The organism is Veillonella sp. VA142, assembly GCF_003992135.1.
In the GTDB taxonomy this organism is placed as follows: domain Bacteria; phylum Bacillota; class Negativicutes; order Veillonellales; family Veillonellaceae; genus F0422.
In genome coordinates this window covers 27,397-43,837 of the sequence record NZ_RQVN01000009.1, presented here as the reverse complement: position 1 = coordinate 43,837, position 16,441 = coordinate 27,397, and the positions used below count along the sequence as shown (strand labels likewise).

Genomic DNA, 16,441 nt, shown 5'->3' with positions numbered 1-16,441 from the left:
ATGGGAATGTTAGAAGTTACATACGAACGTTTGGCGGCGATTTTTAAAGCCCTTAGTGATGAAACTAGATTGCACATTGTAGACATGTTGTCTTGTAATGAATTATGTGCTTGTGATATTTTGGCTAGCTTTGAGTTATCTCAATCGACTCTTAGTTATCATATGAAAATATTGATTGATGCAGGTATTGTAAATTCTGTGCGTAGCGGTTTGTGGACACGCTATTCCATTAATGAAGAAGCATTTGATGAATTTGTAAAATTCTTGCCTGAATTATATAAAACAAAAGATGAGTGCATTTGTGCACAAATCAAGTACTGCCGTATTGAGGATGCTCCACAAGCGGTGGCAGAATAATATGAAACGTTGGATTATGCATGTAGACATGGATGCTTTTTTCGCATCAGTAGAACAACATGATTATCCAGAATTACAAGGTCACCCTGTTATCGTGGGTGGCCTTTCTTCACGTGGTGTGGTAGCTACGTGCAGTTATGAAGCGCGAAAGTTTGGTGTGCGTTCTGCCATGCCTATTGGGAAGGCTAGAAAATTATGTCCAGATGGTATGTATTTGTTACCTCGGATTGAACGGTATCACGAAATTTCAGATCAAATCCATGAAGTGTTACATCGGTTTAGCCCGTATTTAGAGCCTATTTCTTTAGATGAGGCCTTCCTAGATATTTCAGGACTAGGAAAGCTTTATGAATCGCCTATGGCAGTGGGTCGTGCTGTGAAAGAACAAATTAAGGAGTTGACAGGTCTGGTTGCATCGGTCGGGATTGGACCGAATAAGTTTTTAGCGAAATTGGCCTCGGATTTGAAAAAACCAGATGGTTTATATATTATTCCACATGGACAAGAAGAAACTCACATTAAACATTTACCTGTTCGTAGATTGTGGGGTGTAGGGGCCCATATGGAACAGGCATTACAACGAGGCGGCTTTCATAAGATTCAAGATATTGCACAGCTGGATTCGTATCATGAACTAGAACCTTATTGTGGTCATCAAAGTGAACGTATCTATTTATTGTCTAAAGGTATCGATACTCGTCCCATTGAGTGGAATCGAGAGTTGCAATCTGTAGGTAATGAATTGACGTATGAAAGGGACTTAGTGGACCCAGAGGAGATAGACAACGAATGGCGATATTTTGCGCACCATGTGGCTAAGCGGCTGCGTCAAAAAGGGCTTAAAGGGCATACGATTGCTATTAAAGTGAGGTTGCCAAACTTTGTAACCAAAACAAGGCAAAAACGACTATCTTATCAGACGGATAGGGAAGATGTATTGTATGAGACAGCGAGTGTATTATATAATAAACTTAATGTACAGGGGCCGTTCCGCTTATTGGGGATCACGGTTAGTGGCTTTCACCAACAGGTGGAACAAGAGTCGCTCTTTCAGAGTGAAGAAACAGAGCCAGATCGGTTAGCACAAGTGCTAGATACATTGGAAGAACGATTTGGAGAAGATATTGTTACCACGGGAGCTTTGTGGAAACGAAAGTTGAAGGATGACACGACATCGTCCTAGGGGAGGATAGTATGCAACAATATATATTGGATCAGGAACGGATTGAGGAATTGTTACAAGGCTTGCACGAAGCGTATGGTCACTGTAAGGAAGTGCAACAGCAATATGTGGCGAATTTAGAGACGCAATATATGGAATCTCCAGAGATGGCTATGGAAGTGGTAGAAGACTTGGAAAACTTTGCTCATATGTTGGTTTTACTAGGAAAACAATGGGAAGAGTTACGTGGGATCCAAAGTATGGTAATGGAGCATTATTTGTATGACATGATATCCTCTTTAGAAGAGCTAATAGAAGTAACGCCAGTGGCTGATGAGGGTGTGGAAGGCTATGATGTGGGTGTTGCCTTAGGAGTAGACTTTGCGATGGCTGACCAGGAAGAAGAGCCTGTTGAAGAAGTTGTGAAAACTGTTGAACGGAAACCAATATCCAGTTCATTTATGGATTTATTTAGCAGTGCTAGCGAAACGAAACGTATCAATGAGTATGACTATGAGGACTGGGAGTTTGCAGATGAGGACAGTGCGGACTCTGGTCAAGAGGATGTTGCTATAGAGCTAACCAAACAAACTAGTATGAAGTCTAATTTGTATGATGCCTTCGAGATGGCAAAACCAAAAAAGAAACATAAAAAGCGTTGTAAACATTGTACAGAAAATTCTCCCATTCCAGAAGAGCGAGAAAAATGTTGTATTGTAAAACAAGAAAAAAAGAAAAAGAAGGAAAAAAGTAAAGAGAAGTCGAAACATAAAAAAGAGACTCCTTCTATAGATAAGTGGGCAAAAAAGCTGTCTAAATGGGAACGCTATGCAGAAGAACATGGTGATGCATGGACAGAAAAGGTGTTGCAAAAAGTAGCGAAAAAGGCAGAGAAAAAAGCGGAAAAACATGGGATGAAAGCAGTCTTTAAAAAACATAAGTTAGATCGATTTGCCAAGCTAACTAAGGAGGACTAAGGTATGGAAGTAATAAGTATATTAGGATTTGTATTATTGGGAATTGCGGTAGCTACCTTGGGAACCATCATCGGTGCTGGCGGTGGCATTATCTTTGTACCTGTATTTTTGTATTTTTTCCCTGAGTGGACACCAGCCATGGTGGTAGGTACATCCTTATTTACCGTAACCTGTAATGCGATTTCTGGAACCATCGCCTATGTGAAACAAAAGAAAATTCTCTATAGTGCAGCCATTTTGTTTAGTATTGCTACCTTCCCTGGGTCTATTATTGGGGCTCATGTGGCGGAATATTTTGATGCTAGCGGATTCCGATTCTGGTTTGGGTCCTTCTTGCTTATCATGTCCGGTTTTATTGGCTATAAAAATTTGAGAAAAGGAGAACGTAAAGAAGAATCCTTGCAGTTAGAAGAATTGACGTATAATAAAGTGGTGGGCATCCTCGTTAGCGTAGTAGTAGGATTTCTATCCAGTTTATTTGGTATTGGTGGTGGACTCATTCATGTGCCAGCGCTAATTTATATGATGGGATTCCCTACCCATATGGCGACGGCTACTAGCCATTTTATCTTGGCCACATCCACATCTGTTGGTACACTAACTCACTTCTTGAGCGGACATATCCATTTTGAAGTGGCTATCCCGTGTGGTATTGGTGCTTTATTGGGTGGTCAATTAGGGGCTTTTATTGCGAAACGTTTGCGGGCAAAAACAATTTTGATTGGATTATCTATTGGAGTTGGCATCTTGGCCTTGCGTTTGATCTACACATCGCACGTATTATTCTAAGAAATAGGGAATAGATTTATTAGAGAGGATACTATGGGAAAGGGAAAGAAAAGGAAACAACATCAACCACAGCAACCACAAACGATTACAACAGCCCGTTTGACATCAATCATTAAATGGATGCTATTTATTAATCATGTAGCTTTGTCCTGGTTCTTTAATGGTCGGGCTGATATACGTTTAATGGCTGCCAATATGTTAGGTGGTATAGTTCTTTGTGGCATCTACTGGATGCGTTTTAAGAAAGAAATGTTTACCGATAAAGAGGTAGAGAGAGGTATGCGCTATGTATTATCTTATATTTTGATGACGATGACAGCCTTCTTTTATACCTTGGCGATGTATCGGTCGGGGGAATTAACGGATACTATGTATTTGATTATTACTGGGGCTAGTTTCTTTGTATGGTTCTGTTTGTATAACGCCACACAAGGGCTTATTAAGAAAATTGAATAACATATGATATAAGTTCTCATTACGTTATAGGTAATGGGAACTTTTTATATTCAAATATTTCGATAAACTATATGAAAAACTATTGCATTTTCTAATATACTATGTTAAGATATGTACATAATAAATAATAATTATTAATTGCTAATTAAACTAATTAGCAAAAACTAAGAAAAGGAGAAATAGTTATGAAAAACTTACAAGCAGTAAATCAATATATTGCAAACTTAGCAATTTGGAACATTAAACTTCACAATTTCCATTTTAACGCAGTAGGATCTCAATTTGTACCAGCTCACAAATATTTAGAAGAAGTCTACGATGTAGCGTTTGATTATTATGATGCAGTAGCTGAACATGTAAAAATGCAAGGTGAAGAACCTGTAGTACATGTGGCAAAATACTTGGAAATTGCATCTTTAAAAGAAGAACCAGGCAACAAATTCTCTGTAGAACAAGTATATAATTTCTTGGTAGGAGACTTTACATTATTACGTAAAGAAGCTATTGCTATCCGTGAATCTGCTGATGAAGAAGGTAACTTCGGACTAGTAGCTATCATGGAAGACCATATTGCTTACTATGAAAAACAATTGTGGTTCTTACGTGCTACTTTAGGTTAATTCCTCACTAGAAATGACATAGAACTAATCACATAGAGACTTCCTATGTGTGAATACTATCCTGAACATTACTAAAACTATACAACTATACAATAAATACAAAGGGGACCCTTGCTAATTGCAGGGGTCCTTTCAGTATATAGGGTATACCTTTGATAGGTGATAATTAACCGTATATTGTGAAAGGTCTATACTAGATGGTACAATACAAGTAATGCGAGAGAGGTTGTGAAAGGGGCGATAGAGGATGAATCGATTTTTGCGACGGGGACAATTACAAACTATAGAGCCGCAGAAGGATACTTCCGTAGTAGATGATATGGACACGCTAGTAAGTGAAGTGAGTTCGGATGAGTTTTTGGATATGGTGCAACAAGAGGGGACGTCAAAGGATTTGAACCGAGCCATGGATATGGTGGAGGTGGGAGATTCAGAAGAACCCCGTGGACCCGTGGACCCTTATGAGGCAATGACGATTCGTAATTATAGTCAATTGGATGTATTGCCAGAGGATTCTGATGAAGGGTATGATTTTTCTGGTGCAAATGAAACAGAACAGGACTGATTTTTCCATAACAACTACAATGATATTATGGAAGATGAGTTAGAATATGACCAGCAAGGATCCGATGGCTCTGATGATTACGATCACTCCAGTTATGATTCTGGAGATAGTTTTGACTTCGACTTTGACGTTGACTTTGACTTGTTTGATGACTTTGATAATGATTAGTAAGGAATGAATGATGAAAAAGCCTATAGATACAAGGACATCAGTATGTCCCTATGATTGCCCAGATGCCTGTGGATTAACGTTGACCGTTGAGGAAGACCGATTGCAACAGGTGCGAGGCATGAAAACGCATAGTTTCACGAGAGGAACTTTGTGTCAAAAAATGCAACATTACGAGCGAACTGTCCATCACAGTGGACGGCTGACAACCCCTTTGCGCCGCATTGGTCCTAAGGGAAGTGGTCAATTTGAGCCGATTTCATGGGATGAGGCATTACAAGAAATTGCTGAGAAGTTTCAATATTGTATTGATACGTATGGTTCTGAAAGTATTATGCCTTACTCCTATGCGGGAACGATGGGGATTTTACAAAAGAGTGCAGGTGATCCTTTGTTTGCTATGCTGGGTGCCACTCGTCAAGATAAGGGGATTTGTTCCCCAGCGAAACGCTATGGCTGGGTAAGTCTTATGGGAAATACCTTAGGGAATCGACCGCAAGATATACAACACAGTGATTGTGTAGTGTTGTGGAGTCTTAATGCAGTGGCTACGGATGTGCATGTTTTACACGATGTGACAATAGCTCGTCAACGTGGAGCCAAACTGTGGGTCATTGATACGCACCATACGGAGACAGCTAAGCTAGCAGATGAAGTAATTATCTTGAGACCTGGTACGGATGGAGCCTTTGCCTTAGGTGTGGCTTATATTCTTGGTAAAGAGGGGTTGGTCAATGAAGAGTTTGTTGAACGTTATGTACAAGGTTATGAAGGATTTCGAGATACCGTTGTATCTCAATATAATCCATCGAAAGTGGCTAGTATAACGGGAGTATCAGAGGAGCGTATTATTGAGTTTGCCAGAGCCTATGGACAGGCAGTAGCGCCTTTTATACGATTAGGCAGTGGATTGTCCCGTTATGGAAATGGAGCCAATACCGTGAGGTGTGTAGTATCTTTACCTGCTCTAGTGGGAGCCTACTTGCATACAGGGGGAGGGCTCTTGTCTAGTGCATCGGGAAGTCAATTCGTGGGTGGTAAGCGTGTTAGTTGGGAACGCTTTCAGATAAAAGATACACGATTAAATCCTATGATTCGTCTAGGTCCAATGTTAACAGAGGCCGATAACCCACCGATTAAAGCCCTCTATATATACTCTAGCAATCCGGCGATAACCTCACCTGACCAAACGGTGACGCGCAAAGGATTAGCAAGAGAAGATTTATTCACAGTGGTACACGAACGGTTTATGACAGATACAGCGAAGTATGCGGACATTGTATTGCCTGCCACATCGTCTGTAGAGCATAATGATGTATATAATTCCTATGGTCATTACACGATTGGCTGTGGCTATCAAGCTATACCACCTGTAGGTGAAAGCCGATCTAACTGGAATACTATCTGTAGTATTGCCAGAGCTATGGAAATTGACCACCCTGTATTTGCCATGTCAGAACTTGAAATGATTGAAGACATTGTACGCCACGCTTCGATTCCAACGGAAGTACAAGATAGAATCTTGGCAGGGGAGCTGGTGGAGATGGATCTATCAGATACGTATAAATTGGAGTATGATACACCATCAGGTAAAATCGAGTTATACAATCCAGTAGAAGCTGATCCATATCCTGTGTACCGTGAAGCTCATGGGGATACAGCGGAGTTCTTCCTCATTAATGGAACGGATCCACGTATATTGGACTCTTCTTTTTGCGAGTTACAAGATGAGACACCTCAGATGATAGCTCGTATGCACCCGGAGGATGCAGAACGTAAGGGTGTGGGGAATAACGAGTTTGTGCGTTTATACAATAAGCGAGGGTCTTTGCGCATTGCCTTAGTTATTGATGACGCAGTGCCAAAAGGGACCATTGTAAGTTCTGGTGTGTGGTGGCAATCGCAGTCCCATGATTTGGAACATACCATGAATGTATTGACTGCCTCACGTCCTACTGATTATGGTTGGGGTAGTACATTTTATGATGTGAAAGTAGATGTAGAATCGTGTGATTGATTAACTGCGTCTATTGTTATAGTTAATAGATGCGTATGCATTATCGATTATAGAATATTATTATATGCATAATTGATATAGAAAAAGCCATTTCCTTTGGGGGAATGGCTTTTTATTTTACTTATAATTAGTTATAATGAAAAAATAAGCATAAAATATGTTTGTATATAGTGTATATTTGTTAGTATAGAATGTATTTGAAAGGAGATAGTATGTCAGATCATACTCAATTATCAGGGCGAGCCTATATTGCTATCGGCCTGATGCTGTTCGCGTTATTCTTTGGAGCCGGTAACTTAATCTTCCCTGCTACCTTAGGTCAACATGCAGGCACTAATGTGTGGTGGGGCATCTTAGGTTTTATCGTAACCGGTGTAGGGTTACCACTATTAGGGGTTATGGCCATGGGATATTCTGGTAGCCGTAATGTACAAAGTTTAGCTAGTCGCGTACACCCAGTATTTGGCGTTTTATTTACATTGGCATTATATATATCTATTGGTCCAGCTTTTGCGATACCACGTACAGGCACAGTATCCTATGAGATTGCTGTAAAACCATTCTTGGATGGTGCTGCCTCAGATACAGCGCAAATGGTATTCCTGATTGTATTTTTTGCTCTTACCCTGTGGTTGTCAATTAACCCTAAAAAGCTAGTTAACCGCATTGGTAATGTGCTGACACCAGTGTTATTACTTACCATCGTCGTGCTAATTGTGAAATCATTAATCACTCCGTTAGGAGGATATGGTGCACCAACAGTAGAATATGCTACTAGTAGCTCTGCTTTTTTACAAGGCTTTTTAGAGGGATATAACACATTAGATGCCTTGGCATCCTTCGTATTTGGTATCTTGGTTATTGAATTTGTCACACTTTCAGGGGCACAAACACGAGATGAAATTACACGGGCTACACTGAAAGCAGGTCTAATTGCTGTAGGTTGTTTAGGCGTGGTGTACATCTTCATTGCTAGCTTGGGCGCTACCAGCGTAGAACAGCTAGGTATCTTAGATACAGGAGCCCCTGTATTAGCAGAATCAGCTCGCTTGCTATTCGGTGAATTAGGAGCTATGATCTTGGCAGTTATTGTCCTATTAGCCTGCTTAACTACAAGCATTGGCCTTGTTACATCTTGTGCGCAGTACTTTAGCACACAATTTGGTGGAATTTCTTACAAATGGTATGCCGTTCTATTTTCTGTAGTTTCTACTGGTGTAGGCATGTTTGGATTGAAAACCATCATTACATCCGCGATTCCTGTATTGATGTTCTTGTATCCATTGGCCATCGTGTTGATTTTATTAGCATTCTTACATCCCCTTTTCAAAGGCCGTCAATGTGTGTATGCTTGGACAGTGGCGTGTACGTTCATTACAGCCCTTGTGTCTGGATTGGAAACAGCAAAAGTAGACTTGGGGAGCGTAGGACAATTCTTCGCGTCACAAGTGCCAATGCATACGATTGGTATGGATTGGATTGTGTTTGGTGGTATAGGCCTAGTGATTGGCTTGATTCATCGGGCGTTGGTGAAAGCTGAGTAAGATAACTTTATAGCTCTATACTATATATTGGAACTATTCATATACGAATGGTTCCAATATTTTTTTATCATTACATAGGTATAACGGTTTGATGTAGGGTTATAGAGAAAACAAAAAGCTACACAGTAGAACATATCTACGTGTAGCTTTTATGTATATGATTTTACAAGTATTCTTATTCTAAATCATCGAAGTCGAAGGCTGCTGCTTTTGTATAGTTTGTAACTTTTGCCTCGAAAAAGTCAGTTTTTGTGCTGTTTAAGTTGGAGAAACTTTCAATCCAAGCCATAGGATTTTCCTTAATGTCTGGATATAGCGGTTGCAAGCCGATGGAATCAGCACGTTGGTTCGCTAAGTATTTGATGTAGCGTTCGATCAATGTGTTGTTGATACCAAGAATTTTATCATCTGTAATGTATTGACCCCAAGCGATTTCATTTTCTGTACCTTCACGAAGCATTTGTGTTAATTCAGCTTCCAGTTCAGTAGTGAAGAGTTCAGGACGCTCGATGCGAAGCTCACGGATAATATTTTGGAACAATACTAAGTGAGTCACTTCGTCACGATTGATGTATTTAAAGATCGTGGAAGTTGCGGTCATTTTACCTTGGCGAGCCAAGGTGTAGAAGAAGCTAAATCCAGAGTAGAAATAGATACCTTCTAAAATATAGTTTGCCATGACAGTGCGGATTAAATTGTGCTCCGATGGCTCATCACTAAAACGTTGGTAAATGTCAGCGATGAAGCGGTTACGAGCTAGTAAATGTTCATCTGTACGCCACTCATCATAAATGCGGTCACGAGTAATTGGATTCGTTACCGTATCTAAAATGTAAGAATAGGATTGTGCGTGAATTTCTTCTTGGAATGCTTGGATATTCAATAAAGAAGCCACTTCAGATGCCGTAATATAACGGCTCAAGTTTGGCAAGTTCTCGCTTTGAATGGAGTCCAAGAAGTTTAAGAAAGAAATAATTTTGTCAAACGCACGGCGCTCGCTATCTGTTAAGTATGGGAATTGCTTAATATCTTCGTTCAAAGAAATTTCTTCAGGAATCCAGAAATTGTTCAGCATCGTACGATATAACGTATTCGCCCAATCGTACTTAATACGATTCCATTCCCGTAAATTCGTCGTATTACCGCCCACCATACTTTGTGTGCCACGGTCACCATGTTCGTTAAAAATCAGTTTCTTTTCCATGAGATATCTCCTATGTGTTTAGGTGAAAGTCAACATAGGAGATGACAATCACTAATACAATTATATAATATACATTTTGCCCTCTTAGGGATTATTTTTATTATACTAAACAGGGATAAAAGTTTCAAATTTTTCTATCTAGTATATTGGCAGAAAATACGAATAAACATCATAATATTTATGTTATACTAAAAGTGTCACTATACCGACTCCGTGACAGGAAGGAGGTGTACCCTATGCTTGATTTAGTTATCCTGTTAATTGTTTCCATCATGGCAAATGTAATTAGTTTTTTCATTTGCAAATGGCTAGATAGTAACAGTAAATAGTGACTGGCCTATTGTTATTTTATCGGATAACAAGCAAAAAGCACAGGAGTACCAGTCCTGTGCTTTTTGGTGTACCCTACGCTAGAATACGTTTCCTGTTAATTTAGTACGCCTTTATTATAGCATGATAGTAGAGATATAGGAAGAGGAAAGTAGTCTTTGTTACTAGAATAGTAGCAGATAATAAAAAGTAGTAAAATGGGTTGCAATAGCTTTCAGTAGAGTTAGTATCAGATACGCATATGATATAATAGAAGCAATGATATAAGAAAGAGATACATTGAATCGGGTGCGAGTAAAAAGAATATCTACAGATACAAATTTAGGTGATGACAGTTTACTATAAAGGGATATATTATGCAATTAACACTGAAGCAACAAGAGAAAGCAGCCAAAGAGTTTGCTAAGAAGTGGGAAAATAAGGGTGATGAAAAGCAGGATACACAAAGGTTTTGGATGGAATTATTACAAACCGTGTATGGGGTGGAGAATCCAGCGGATATGATTTGTTTTGAAGAACGTGTGCAACTGGAACATACTAGCTATATTGATGCTATGATTCCAGCAACACATACACTGATTGAACAAAAAAGTTTAGGGAAGGATTTACATGCGCCTATTCGTCAATCAGATGGTACTGAATTAACACCAGTAGAGCAAGCGAAACGGTACGCGGCTAACTTGTCCTATAGTAAACGAGCTAGATGGATTGTGAGCTGTAATTTCAAAGAGTTTCATGTATTAGATATGGAGCGTCCTAATGATTCAGTGGAAATTATAGAGTTGAAAAAATTAGGTACTGATTTTTATCGGCTTAATTTCTTAGTAGATGTGAAAAGTAGTCATATAGAACGAGAGATGGAAATTTCAAAAGGCGCTGGCGAATTAGTTGGTAGATTATATGATTGTTTATTACAACAATATAAAATTAATGCACTTCTAACAGAAGATGAGATTTTACATAATATTAATAAGCTCTGTGTAAAACTTGTGTTTTGTCTATATGCAGAAGATTCTGGTTTATTTGGTAAGAAAAATATATTTCATGATTATTTAAAAGATTTCCAACCTCATCAAGTTCGTAACGCTTTGATGGACTTATTTCGTATTTTGGATACGCCAGAAAGCAATCGTAGTCCCTATGAAACTGAAAGCTTGTTAGCCTTTCCTTATGTGAATGGTAGTTTATTTAGCGATGCTGTAGAAATTCCCCAATTCTCAGAAGAAGCCATTCAGCTAATATTGCAAGATGCATGTAATTTTGATTGGAGTGAAATATCTCCGACCATATTTGGTGCTATCTTTGAAAGTACATTGAATCCGGAAACAAGACGTCACGGAGGTATGCATTATACAAGTATTGAAAATATTCATAAACTTATTGATCCCTTATTTTTAGATGCATTCAAAAATGAATATAAAGAAGCGATGACATTAAAAACTGGCAAGGCTAGGATGAAAGCTCTGAAACAGTTGCAAGAATCAATGGCATCGAAAACATTTTTTGATCCAGCAGCAGGGTCGGGTAACTTTTTAACAGAATCTTACTTATCCTTACGAAGATTAGAAAATGATATCCTTAGAGAAACCATAACAGATGCAGCTGGTACAGGGGTACTTGGATTTGATGAAGAAGAATTTAACCCTATTAAGGTGAGTATTCAACAGTTTTATGGCATAGAAATTAATGACTTCGCTGTGTCTGTTGCTAAAACGGCCATTTGGATTGCAGAGGCACAGATGTTCAAAGAAACAGAAGAGATTATTCATAAAGAGATGGATTTCTTACCACTTCATACGAATGCAAACATTCATGAAGGTAACTCCTTGCAAATGGATTGGGAGACTGTGATTCCATCTGAGCAGATATCATATATTATAGGAAACCCTCCATTTGTAGGATCAAAGTATGCATCCGAATCACAAAAGAAGGATATGGATAAAGTATTTAATGTGTACTCAAAAAAATATAGAAAGTTAGACTACGTTTCCTCTTGGTATATAAAATCAGCTGAATTAATACAGAAAAATAATGATATACAATGCGCATTTGTATCTACAAACTCCATTACGCAAGGGGAACAAGTAGCACTATTATGGAATATTTTATATGCCATGGATGTAGAAATCATTTTTGCACATAGAACTTTCAAATGGAGTAGTGAATCAACAGATGGCGCAGCAGTACATTGTGTAATTATAGGATTTAGTGGGAAACAAAATAGTATAAAAAAAGTGTTATATGCAGATGGACTATCTTCATATACTGAAAAAATAAGTCCATATCTAGTAGCAGGATTTGACGGAGTTGTCACAAGCATTTCTAAACCATTATTTGGACAAAAACCGATGGTTGCTCCCAATAAACCCTGTGATTATAATCATTTAAAAATTGAACCAGATGAATTTTTAGAGTTTAAAGAAAAATGTCCTCAATCATTAAAGTGGATTAAACGAATGGTAGGGGCGACAGAATTTATTAACAATAAAGAAAGATATTGCTTGTGGTTAGTTGGTTGCTCACCGAATGAGTTAAAGCAGATGCCGATGGTATTAAAACGAGTAAAGGCCTGTCAAGAGGCAAGACTGGCTGCGAATACAGCGGAGTCCAAAAAGTTAGCATTAACGCCGACATTGTTTAGGGAACAACTAAACCCAGAACATTATTTAATTATACCTGGAGTATCTTCTGAAAAAAGAAGATATATTCCTATTGGTTTTTTAGATAAAGAGACCATTCCTGTTATGGGCACATTAATAATACCTAATGCAGATTTAGTTGACTTTGGTATCGTTAATTCTAATGTTCACATGGCATGGATGCGTGCCTTTGCAGGTCGATTAGAAATGCGATATAGGTATTCTAAGGATGTAGTTTATAACACATTCCCATGGCCAAAATTACAAGAACAACATCGAGTAGCCATTGAAAAGACAGCAAAACAAATTTTAGAGGCTAGAAAACTGTACCCTAACTCCACCTTGGCAGAGCTATACGATGAAGTAACTATGCCAATCGAATTGAGAGAAGCCCATCGTGATAACAATCGAGCTGTGATGCGGGCCTATGGCTTTGACTTTAAAATGACAGAAGAAGCGTGTGTGGCAGAGTTAATGAAACTGTATCAGGCGTTGCTAGAGAAATAAAATCTGGGTATTTCCTAGTAGGTACCATTATCATTGTAAGAAGAGTGGTTATTATTCAATTGGTGCTAGATTAGCTCAAATAATGAAAAGCCTAACGTATTAAGGTTGAGGCTGGTTTATACGTTAGGCATTTTTTATGAAAAATATGGTATATAAAAAGCACAGGAACGCGAGCCCTGTGCTTTTGTATACTTTCTATTAGAATGTAGGGGCTATTCATTTAATACAGCCTTATATCATCATTTCTGTACATTCTTATGATAGCATTTATACATTTATAAACTGTTTTCCAACAAAAAATCAATCACATGTTTGTGAATAATTCCATCTTGGCTAAAGTCAACGGTATCCATGGAGAGAACAAACTTAGGGTAATTATCTTGTACATGCGCATACACACCAAATTCGCGTTGTCGTGTAGCTTCTGTTTCCATAAGATAGGATACTTGATAGTATATTCGTTCTTTATCTTTAGTGGCGATAAAATCGATTTCCATATCTTTTACTTTACCGATTTCTACGGTATATCCTCTGGAAATCAGCTCAATATATACAATATTTTCCAGGGCTCTTTCAATATCTTTCGTATTAGAATACCCTTTGGCAGCCCGAAATCCATGATCTGTAAGGTAATATTTTTCGTCGATTTTAAGATTCTTTTTACCGACCGTATCGAATCTAGGCACCTTTTTCAGGATGAAAGCTTGCTGACAATAGTCTAAATAATTTAGTATAGTATCAATGGAAACATCCCGATGCTCGCTCTTTAAATATTTTTTAATACTAGTTGCAGAAACGGGGGACCCTATGTTTTGTATGGTAAATGATAGGATGTGATTAAAAATATCTACATCTCGAATCTTATTGTGCGTTAACACGTCTTTGATTAAAACCGTATGATACACATCATTTAAATATTTATAACTACTATTTTCCTCTAAGTTAAAGTATTTTAAGGTAGGCATACCACCTAATTGGATGAACTTAGTGAATAGCTCTTCCTTGCTAAGCTGTTTTTCTTGGAATACTTCTACAAACTCATCAAATGTAAATGGCTGTATTTCAAATTCTACATATCTGCCAGCAAGAAGTGTAGCAAGTTCGCCAGAGATTAAGGTCGAGTTGGAACCGGTAATATAGATGTCGCAATCTTTATCGACGCGTAGACCATTTACAACTTTTTCCCAATCTTCCACTAACTGTATCTCGTCAAAGAAATAGTAAAGTTTTCCATCCAAGTGTTTTGTTGTTTCTATGAGATATTTTGCCAATAATGTGGCATTGTTTATCTCTAAAAATTCTAAGGATTCAAAGTTAATATAAACTTTACGTTCATCAGGTACCTCTTGTAAGATAGTGTCTTTAATTATCGTTAATAAAGTAGACTTCCCAACACGGCGCATGCCTGTGAGAATTTTAATTACAGGCTTATCAATGAATGGTTTTATTTGGGTTAAGTACTTAGGACGTTTAATATATTCCACAGCTAACACCTCACTTTCATTGATTCTATTATACTCGAAGTATATGTATATTCCAATAATGATTTCGATTGTACTCGAAATCATTAGCGCTTATGTATATCATTTCGACTATATTCGAAATTATTAGATAATATTAGCGTAGATTCGATTATAATCGATACTTATGGAAGTCTTACGATATAAAACCTATAGAATATCAACATATCGTAAACATTTGTGATATAATAAAGACAAAGAAGAGTCATCAACGTGAGTTGGGCTCATCTCTTCCTATTATGGGAGGAGGTGGTGTTATAACAAAATGAGAATAAAAGAGTATAATAGAGACTTTAAGCGTGTGCAATTTGACACGTTTAGAAATGAGGCTAGTCTTAATAGATTTACTATGACACCACAAAATGGATTAAATCTACATTATTGATATTAGCCAAGAGAACGACTATTTACATAAACTGTGATATAATATAAAAATAAATACAGTGAGGGGCTAAAGAGTTGGTACGTATATGGATGATATAATAGATACAATTCATAGAGATGTGTATTGTAGTATTAAAGCTTTGATGGATTCTGCAAGAAATAATATTGCACGATCAGTTAACAATATTCTTGTTCAAACGTATTGGGAGATTGGACGAATTATAGTTGAGGAGGAACAGGGGCATTGTAATAGAGCTGAATACGGAAAACAGTTAATAATAGAATTATCGAAGAAATTAACAAGAGAATATGGTAAGGGATTTTCAAGGTCGAATTTGCAAAATATGAGGAACTTTTATTTGTCATATCCAATTTGCCAGACAGTGTCTAGCAAATTAAGCTGGTCGCATTATTGTGAATTGCTTTCTATAAGCGATGAACAGAAAAGAAATTTTTATGAAAAAGAAACGATTAATGCGAATTGGTCAGTGAGAGAATTAAAAAGGCAAATAAAAACATCACTATTTGAAAGACTTTTACTTTCAGTAGGAGATAAAAATAAAGAAAAAGTATGGGAGCTGGCTTTACATGGCAATGAAATAGATAAGGCAAGCGATATTGTAAAAGACCCTTATGTATTTGAGTTTTTAGGGATACCAGGTGAATCTGTAATTATGGAGAGTGATTTAGAAAAGGCATTGATTAGTCATATTGAGAAATTTTTGCTGGAACTTGGTAAGGGATTTATGTATGTAGGTTCACAACAAAGAGTAACATTGGGAAATACGCATTATTATGTAGACATGGTATTTTATAATAAGATACTAAGAAGCTATGTTTTGATTGAGTTAAAAACAGGAAAGTTAATGCCGGAAGCAGTAGGTCAAATTAATATGTATCTTAATTATTACAAAATGGAGATTAATGATGATACAGATAATGAACCTATTGGGATTATTCTTTGTACTGATAAGGATAATATACAGGCAGAATATGCACTTGGTAGTTTGTCCAATCAGATATTTGCTTCTCGATATACGTTATATATTCCAAACAGAGAAGATTTAGAAGAGCAGGTTGAAAGAGTATTAAAAAATTACGCGAAAAAGTAATCTTTGATGATGGATTCTTTTTATTCCGCTTTTATCTTTAGATCGTTATTTATATTGTCAAAAAATACCAAAAGAGCACGATGTGCCCCG

General features: G+C 37.6%; 14 protein-coding genes. 12 read left to right on the top strand and 2 right to left on the bottom strand.

Annotated features, from left to right (window positions below):
* Positions 1-6: 6 nt before the first annotated feature.
* The 10 genes from EO117_RS04965 to brnQ all read left to right on the top strand — a co-directional run bounded on the left by EO117_RS04965 (position 7) and on the right by brnQ (position 8,655).
* Positions 7-357 (top strand): helix-turn-helix transcriptional regulator, encoded by a 351-nt coding sequence (locus EO117_RS04965; protein WP_126939397.1) that lies wholly within the window; start codon positions 7-9, stop codon positions 355-357.
* Position 358: 1 nt separating this feature from the next.
* Entirely contained in the window at positions 359-1,540 is a 1,182-nt protein-coding gene (gene dinB / locus EO117_RS04960) for a DNA polymerase IV (protein WP_126939396.1), read from the top strand.
* An 11-nt stretch (positions 1,541-1,551) separates the two neighbouring features.
* Positions 1,552-2,496, top strand: a complete 945-nt coding sequence (locus EO117_RS04955; RefSeq protein ID WP_126939395.1) for a hypothetical protein — start codon at positions 1,552-1,554, stop codon at positions 2,494-2,496.
* Between the two features lie 3 nt (positions 2,497-2,499).
* Complete coding sequence (locus EO117_RS04950; RefSeq protein ID WP_126939394.1) at positions 2,500-3,285, top strand: sulfite exporter TauE/SafE family protein; 786 nt, start codon at positions 2,500-2,502, stop codon at positions 3,283-3,285.
* 33 nt (positions 3,286-3,318) lie between these two features.
* Positions 3,319-3,741, top strand: coding sequence for a hypothetical protein (locus EO117_RS04945; protein ID WP_126939393.1), 423 nt, complete (start codon positions 3,319-3,321; stop codon positions 3,739-3,741).
* Positions 3,742-3,926: 185 nt separating this feature from the next.
* A complete protein-coding gene (locus EO117_RS04940) occupies positions 3,927-4,361 on the top strand; it encodes a DNA starvation/stationary phase protection protein (RefSeq protein ID WP_126939392.1) in 435 nt (144 codons plus the stop codon).
* A gap of 247 nt (positions 4,362-4,608) precedes the next feature.
* Positions 4,609-4,926 carry a hypothetical protein gene (locus tag EO117_RS04935; RefSeq protein ID WP_126939391.1) on the top strand — a complete coding sequence of 106 codons (318 nt, stop codon included), beginning with the start codon at positions 4,609-4,611 and terminating at the stop codon, positions 4,924-4,926.
* Between the two features lie 27 nt (positions 4,927-4,953).
* Positions 4,954-5,094: a hypothetical protein gene (locus EO117_RS09195; RefSeq protein WP_164727495.1), complete on the top strand. Its 141-nt coding sequence runs from the start codon at positions 4,954-4,956 to the stop codon at positions 5,092-5,094.
* A 13-nt stretch (positions 5,095-5,107) separates the two neighbouring features.
* Positions 5,108-7,111, top strand: a complete 2,004-nt coding sequence (locus tag EO117_RS04930; RefSeq protein WP_126939390.1) for a molybdopterin-dependent oxidoreductase — start codon at positions 5,108-5,110, stop codon at positions 7,109-7,111.
* A 212-nt stretch (positions 7,112-7,323) separates the two neighbouring features.
* The gene (brnQ, locus tag EO117_RS04925; protein ID WP_126939389.1) at positions 7,324-8,655 is read left to right on the top strand and encodes a branched-chain amino acid transport system II carrier protein; all 1,332 of its coding nucleotides are present in this window, start codon (positions 7,324-7,326) and stop codon (positions 8,653-8,655) included.
* Positions 8,656-8,830: 175 nt separating this feature from the next.
* Here brnQ and EO117_RS04920 read toward each other — a convergent pair whose 3' ends face one another.
* The gene (locus tag EO117_RS04920) at positions 8,831-9,859 is read right to left on the bottom strand and encodes a ribonucleotide-diphosphate reductase subunit beta (protein WP_126939388.1); all 1,029 of its coding nucleotides are present in this window, start codon (positions 9,857-9,859) and stop codon (positions 8,831-8,833) included.
* Between the two features lie 686 nt (positions 9,860-10,545).
* Between EO117_RS04920 and EO117_RS04915 the strand changes: the two genes are divergently transcribed.
* Complete coding sequence (locus EO117_RS04915) at positions 10,546-13,335, top strand: DNA methyltransferase (protein WP_164727494.1); 2,790 nt, start codon at positions 10,546-10,548, stop codon at positions 13,333-13,335.
* Positions 13,336-13,610: 275 nt separating this feature from the next.
* On the opposite strand, the gene EO117_RS04910 is transcribed toward EO117_RS04915, so the two are convergent.
* Positions 13,611-14,819 (bottom strand): ATP-binding protein, encoded by a 1,209-nt coding sequence (locus EO117_RS04910; protein WP_126939387.1) that lies wholly within the window; start codon positions 14,817-14,819, stop codon positions 13,611-13,613.
* 506 nt (positions 14,820-15,325) lie between these two features.
* Between EO117_RS04910 and EO117_RS04900 the strand changes: the two genes are divergently transcribed.
* The gene (locus tag EO117_RS04900; RefSeq protein ID WP_126939386.1) at positions 15,326-16,351 is read left to right on the top strand and encodes a YhcG family protein; all 1,026 of its coding nucleotides are present in this window, start codon (positions 15,326-15,328) and stop codon (positions 16,349-16,351) included.
* Positions 16,352-16,441 lie beyond the last annotated feature (90 nt).

Bases quoted from the DNA above. Each gene is read 5' to 3' on its own strand.
- EO117_RS04965 (WP_126939397.1), top strand. From the start codon at position 7: ATGTTAGAAGTTACATACGAACGTTTGGCGGCGATTTTTAAAGCCCTT.
- dinB (WP_126939396.1), top strand. From the start codon at position 359: ATGAAACGTTGGATTATGCATGTAGACATGGATGCTTTTTTCGCATCA.
- EO117_RS04955 (WP_126939395.1), top strand. From the start codon at position 1,552: ATGCAACAATATATATTGGATCAGGAACGGATTGAGGAATTGTTACAA.
- EO117_RS04950 (WP_126939394.1), top strand. From the start codon at position 2,500: ATGGAAGTAATAAGTATATTAGGATTTGTATTATTGGGAATTGCGGTA.
- EO117_RS04945 (WP_126939393.1), top strand. From the start codon at position 3,319: ATGGGAAAGGGAAAGAAAAGGAAACAACATCAACCACAGCAACCACAA.
- EO117_RS04940 (WP_126939392.1), top strand. From the start codon at position 3,927: ATGAAAAACTTACAAGCAGTAAATCAATATATTGCAAACTTAGCAATT.
- EO117_RS04935 (WP_126939391.1), top strand. From the start codon at position 4,609: ATGAATCGATTTTTGCGACGGGGACAATTACAAACTATAGAGCCGCAG.
- EO117_RS09195 (WP_164727495.1), top strand. From the start codon at position 4,954: ATGGAAGATGAGTTAGAATATGACCAGCAAGGATCCGATGGCTCTGAT.
- EO117_RS04930 (WP_126939390.1), top strand. From the start codon at position 5,108: ATGAAAAAGCCTATAGATACAAGGACATCAGTATGTCCCTATGATTGC.
- brnQ (WP_126939389.1), top strand. From the start codon at position 7,324: ATGTCAGATCATACTCAATTATCAGGGCGAGCCTATATTGCTATCGGC.
- EO117_RS04920 (WP_126939388.1), bottom strand. From the start codon at position 9,859: ATGGAAAAGAAACTGATTTTTAACGAACATGGTGACCGTGGCACACAA.
- EO117_RS04915 (WP_164727494.1), top strand. From the start codon at position 10,546: ATGCAATTAACACTGAAGCAACAAGAGAAAGCAGCCAAAGAGTTTGCT.
- EO117_RS04900 (WP_126939386.1), top strand. From the start codon at position 15,326: ATGGATGATATAATAGATACAATTCATAGAGATGTGTATTGTAGTATT.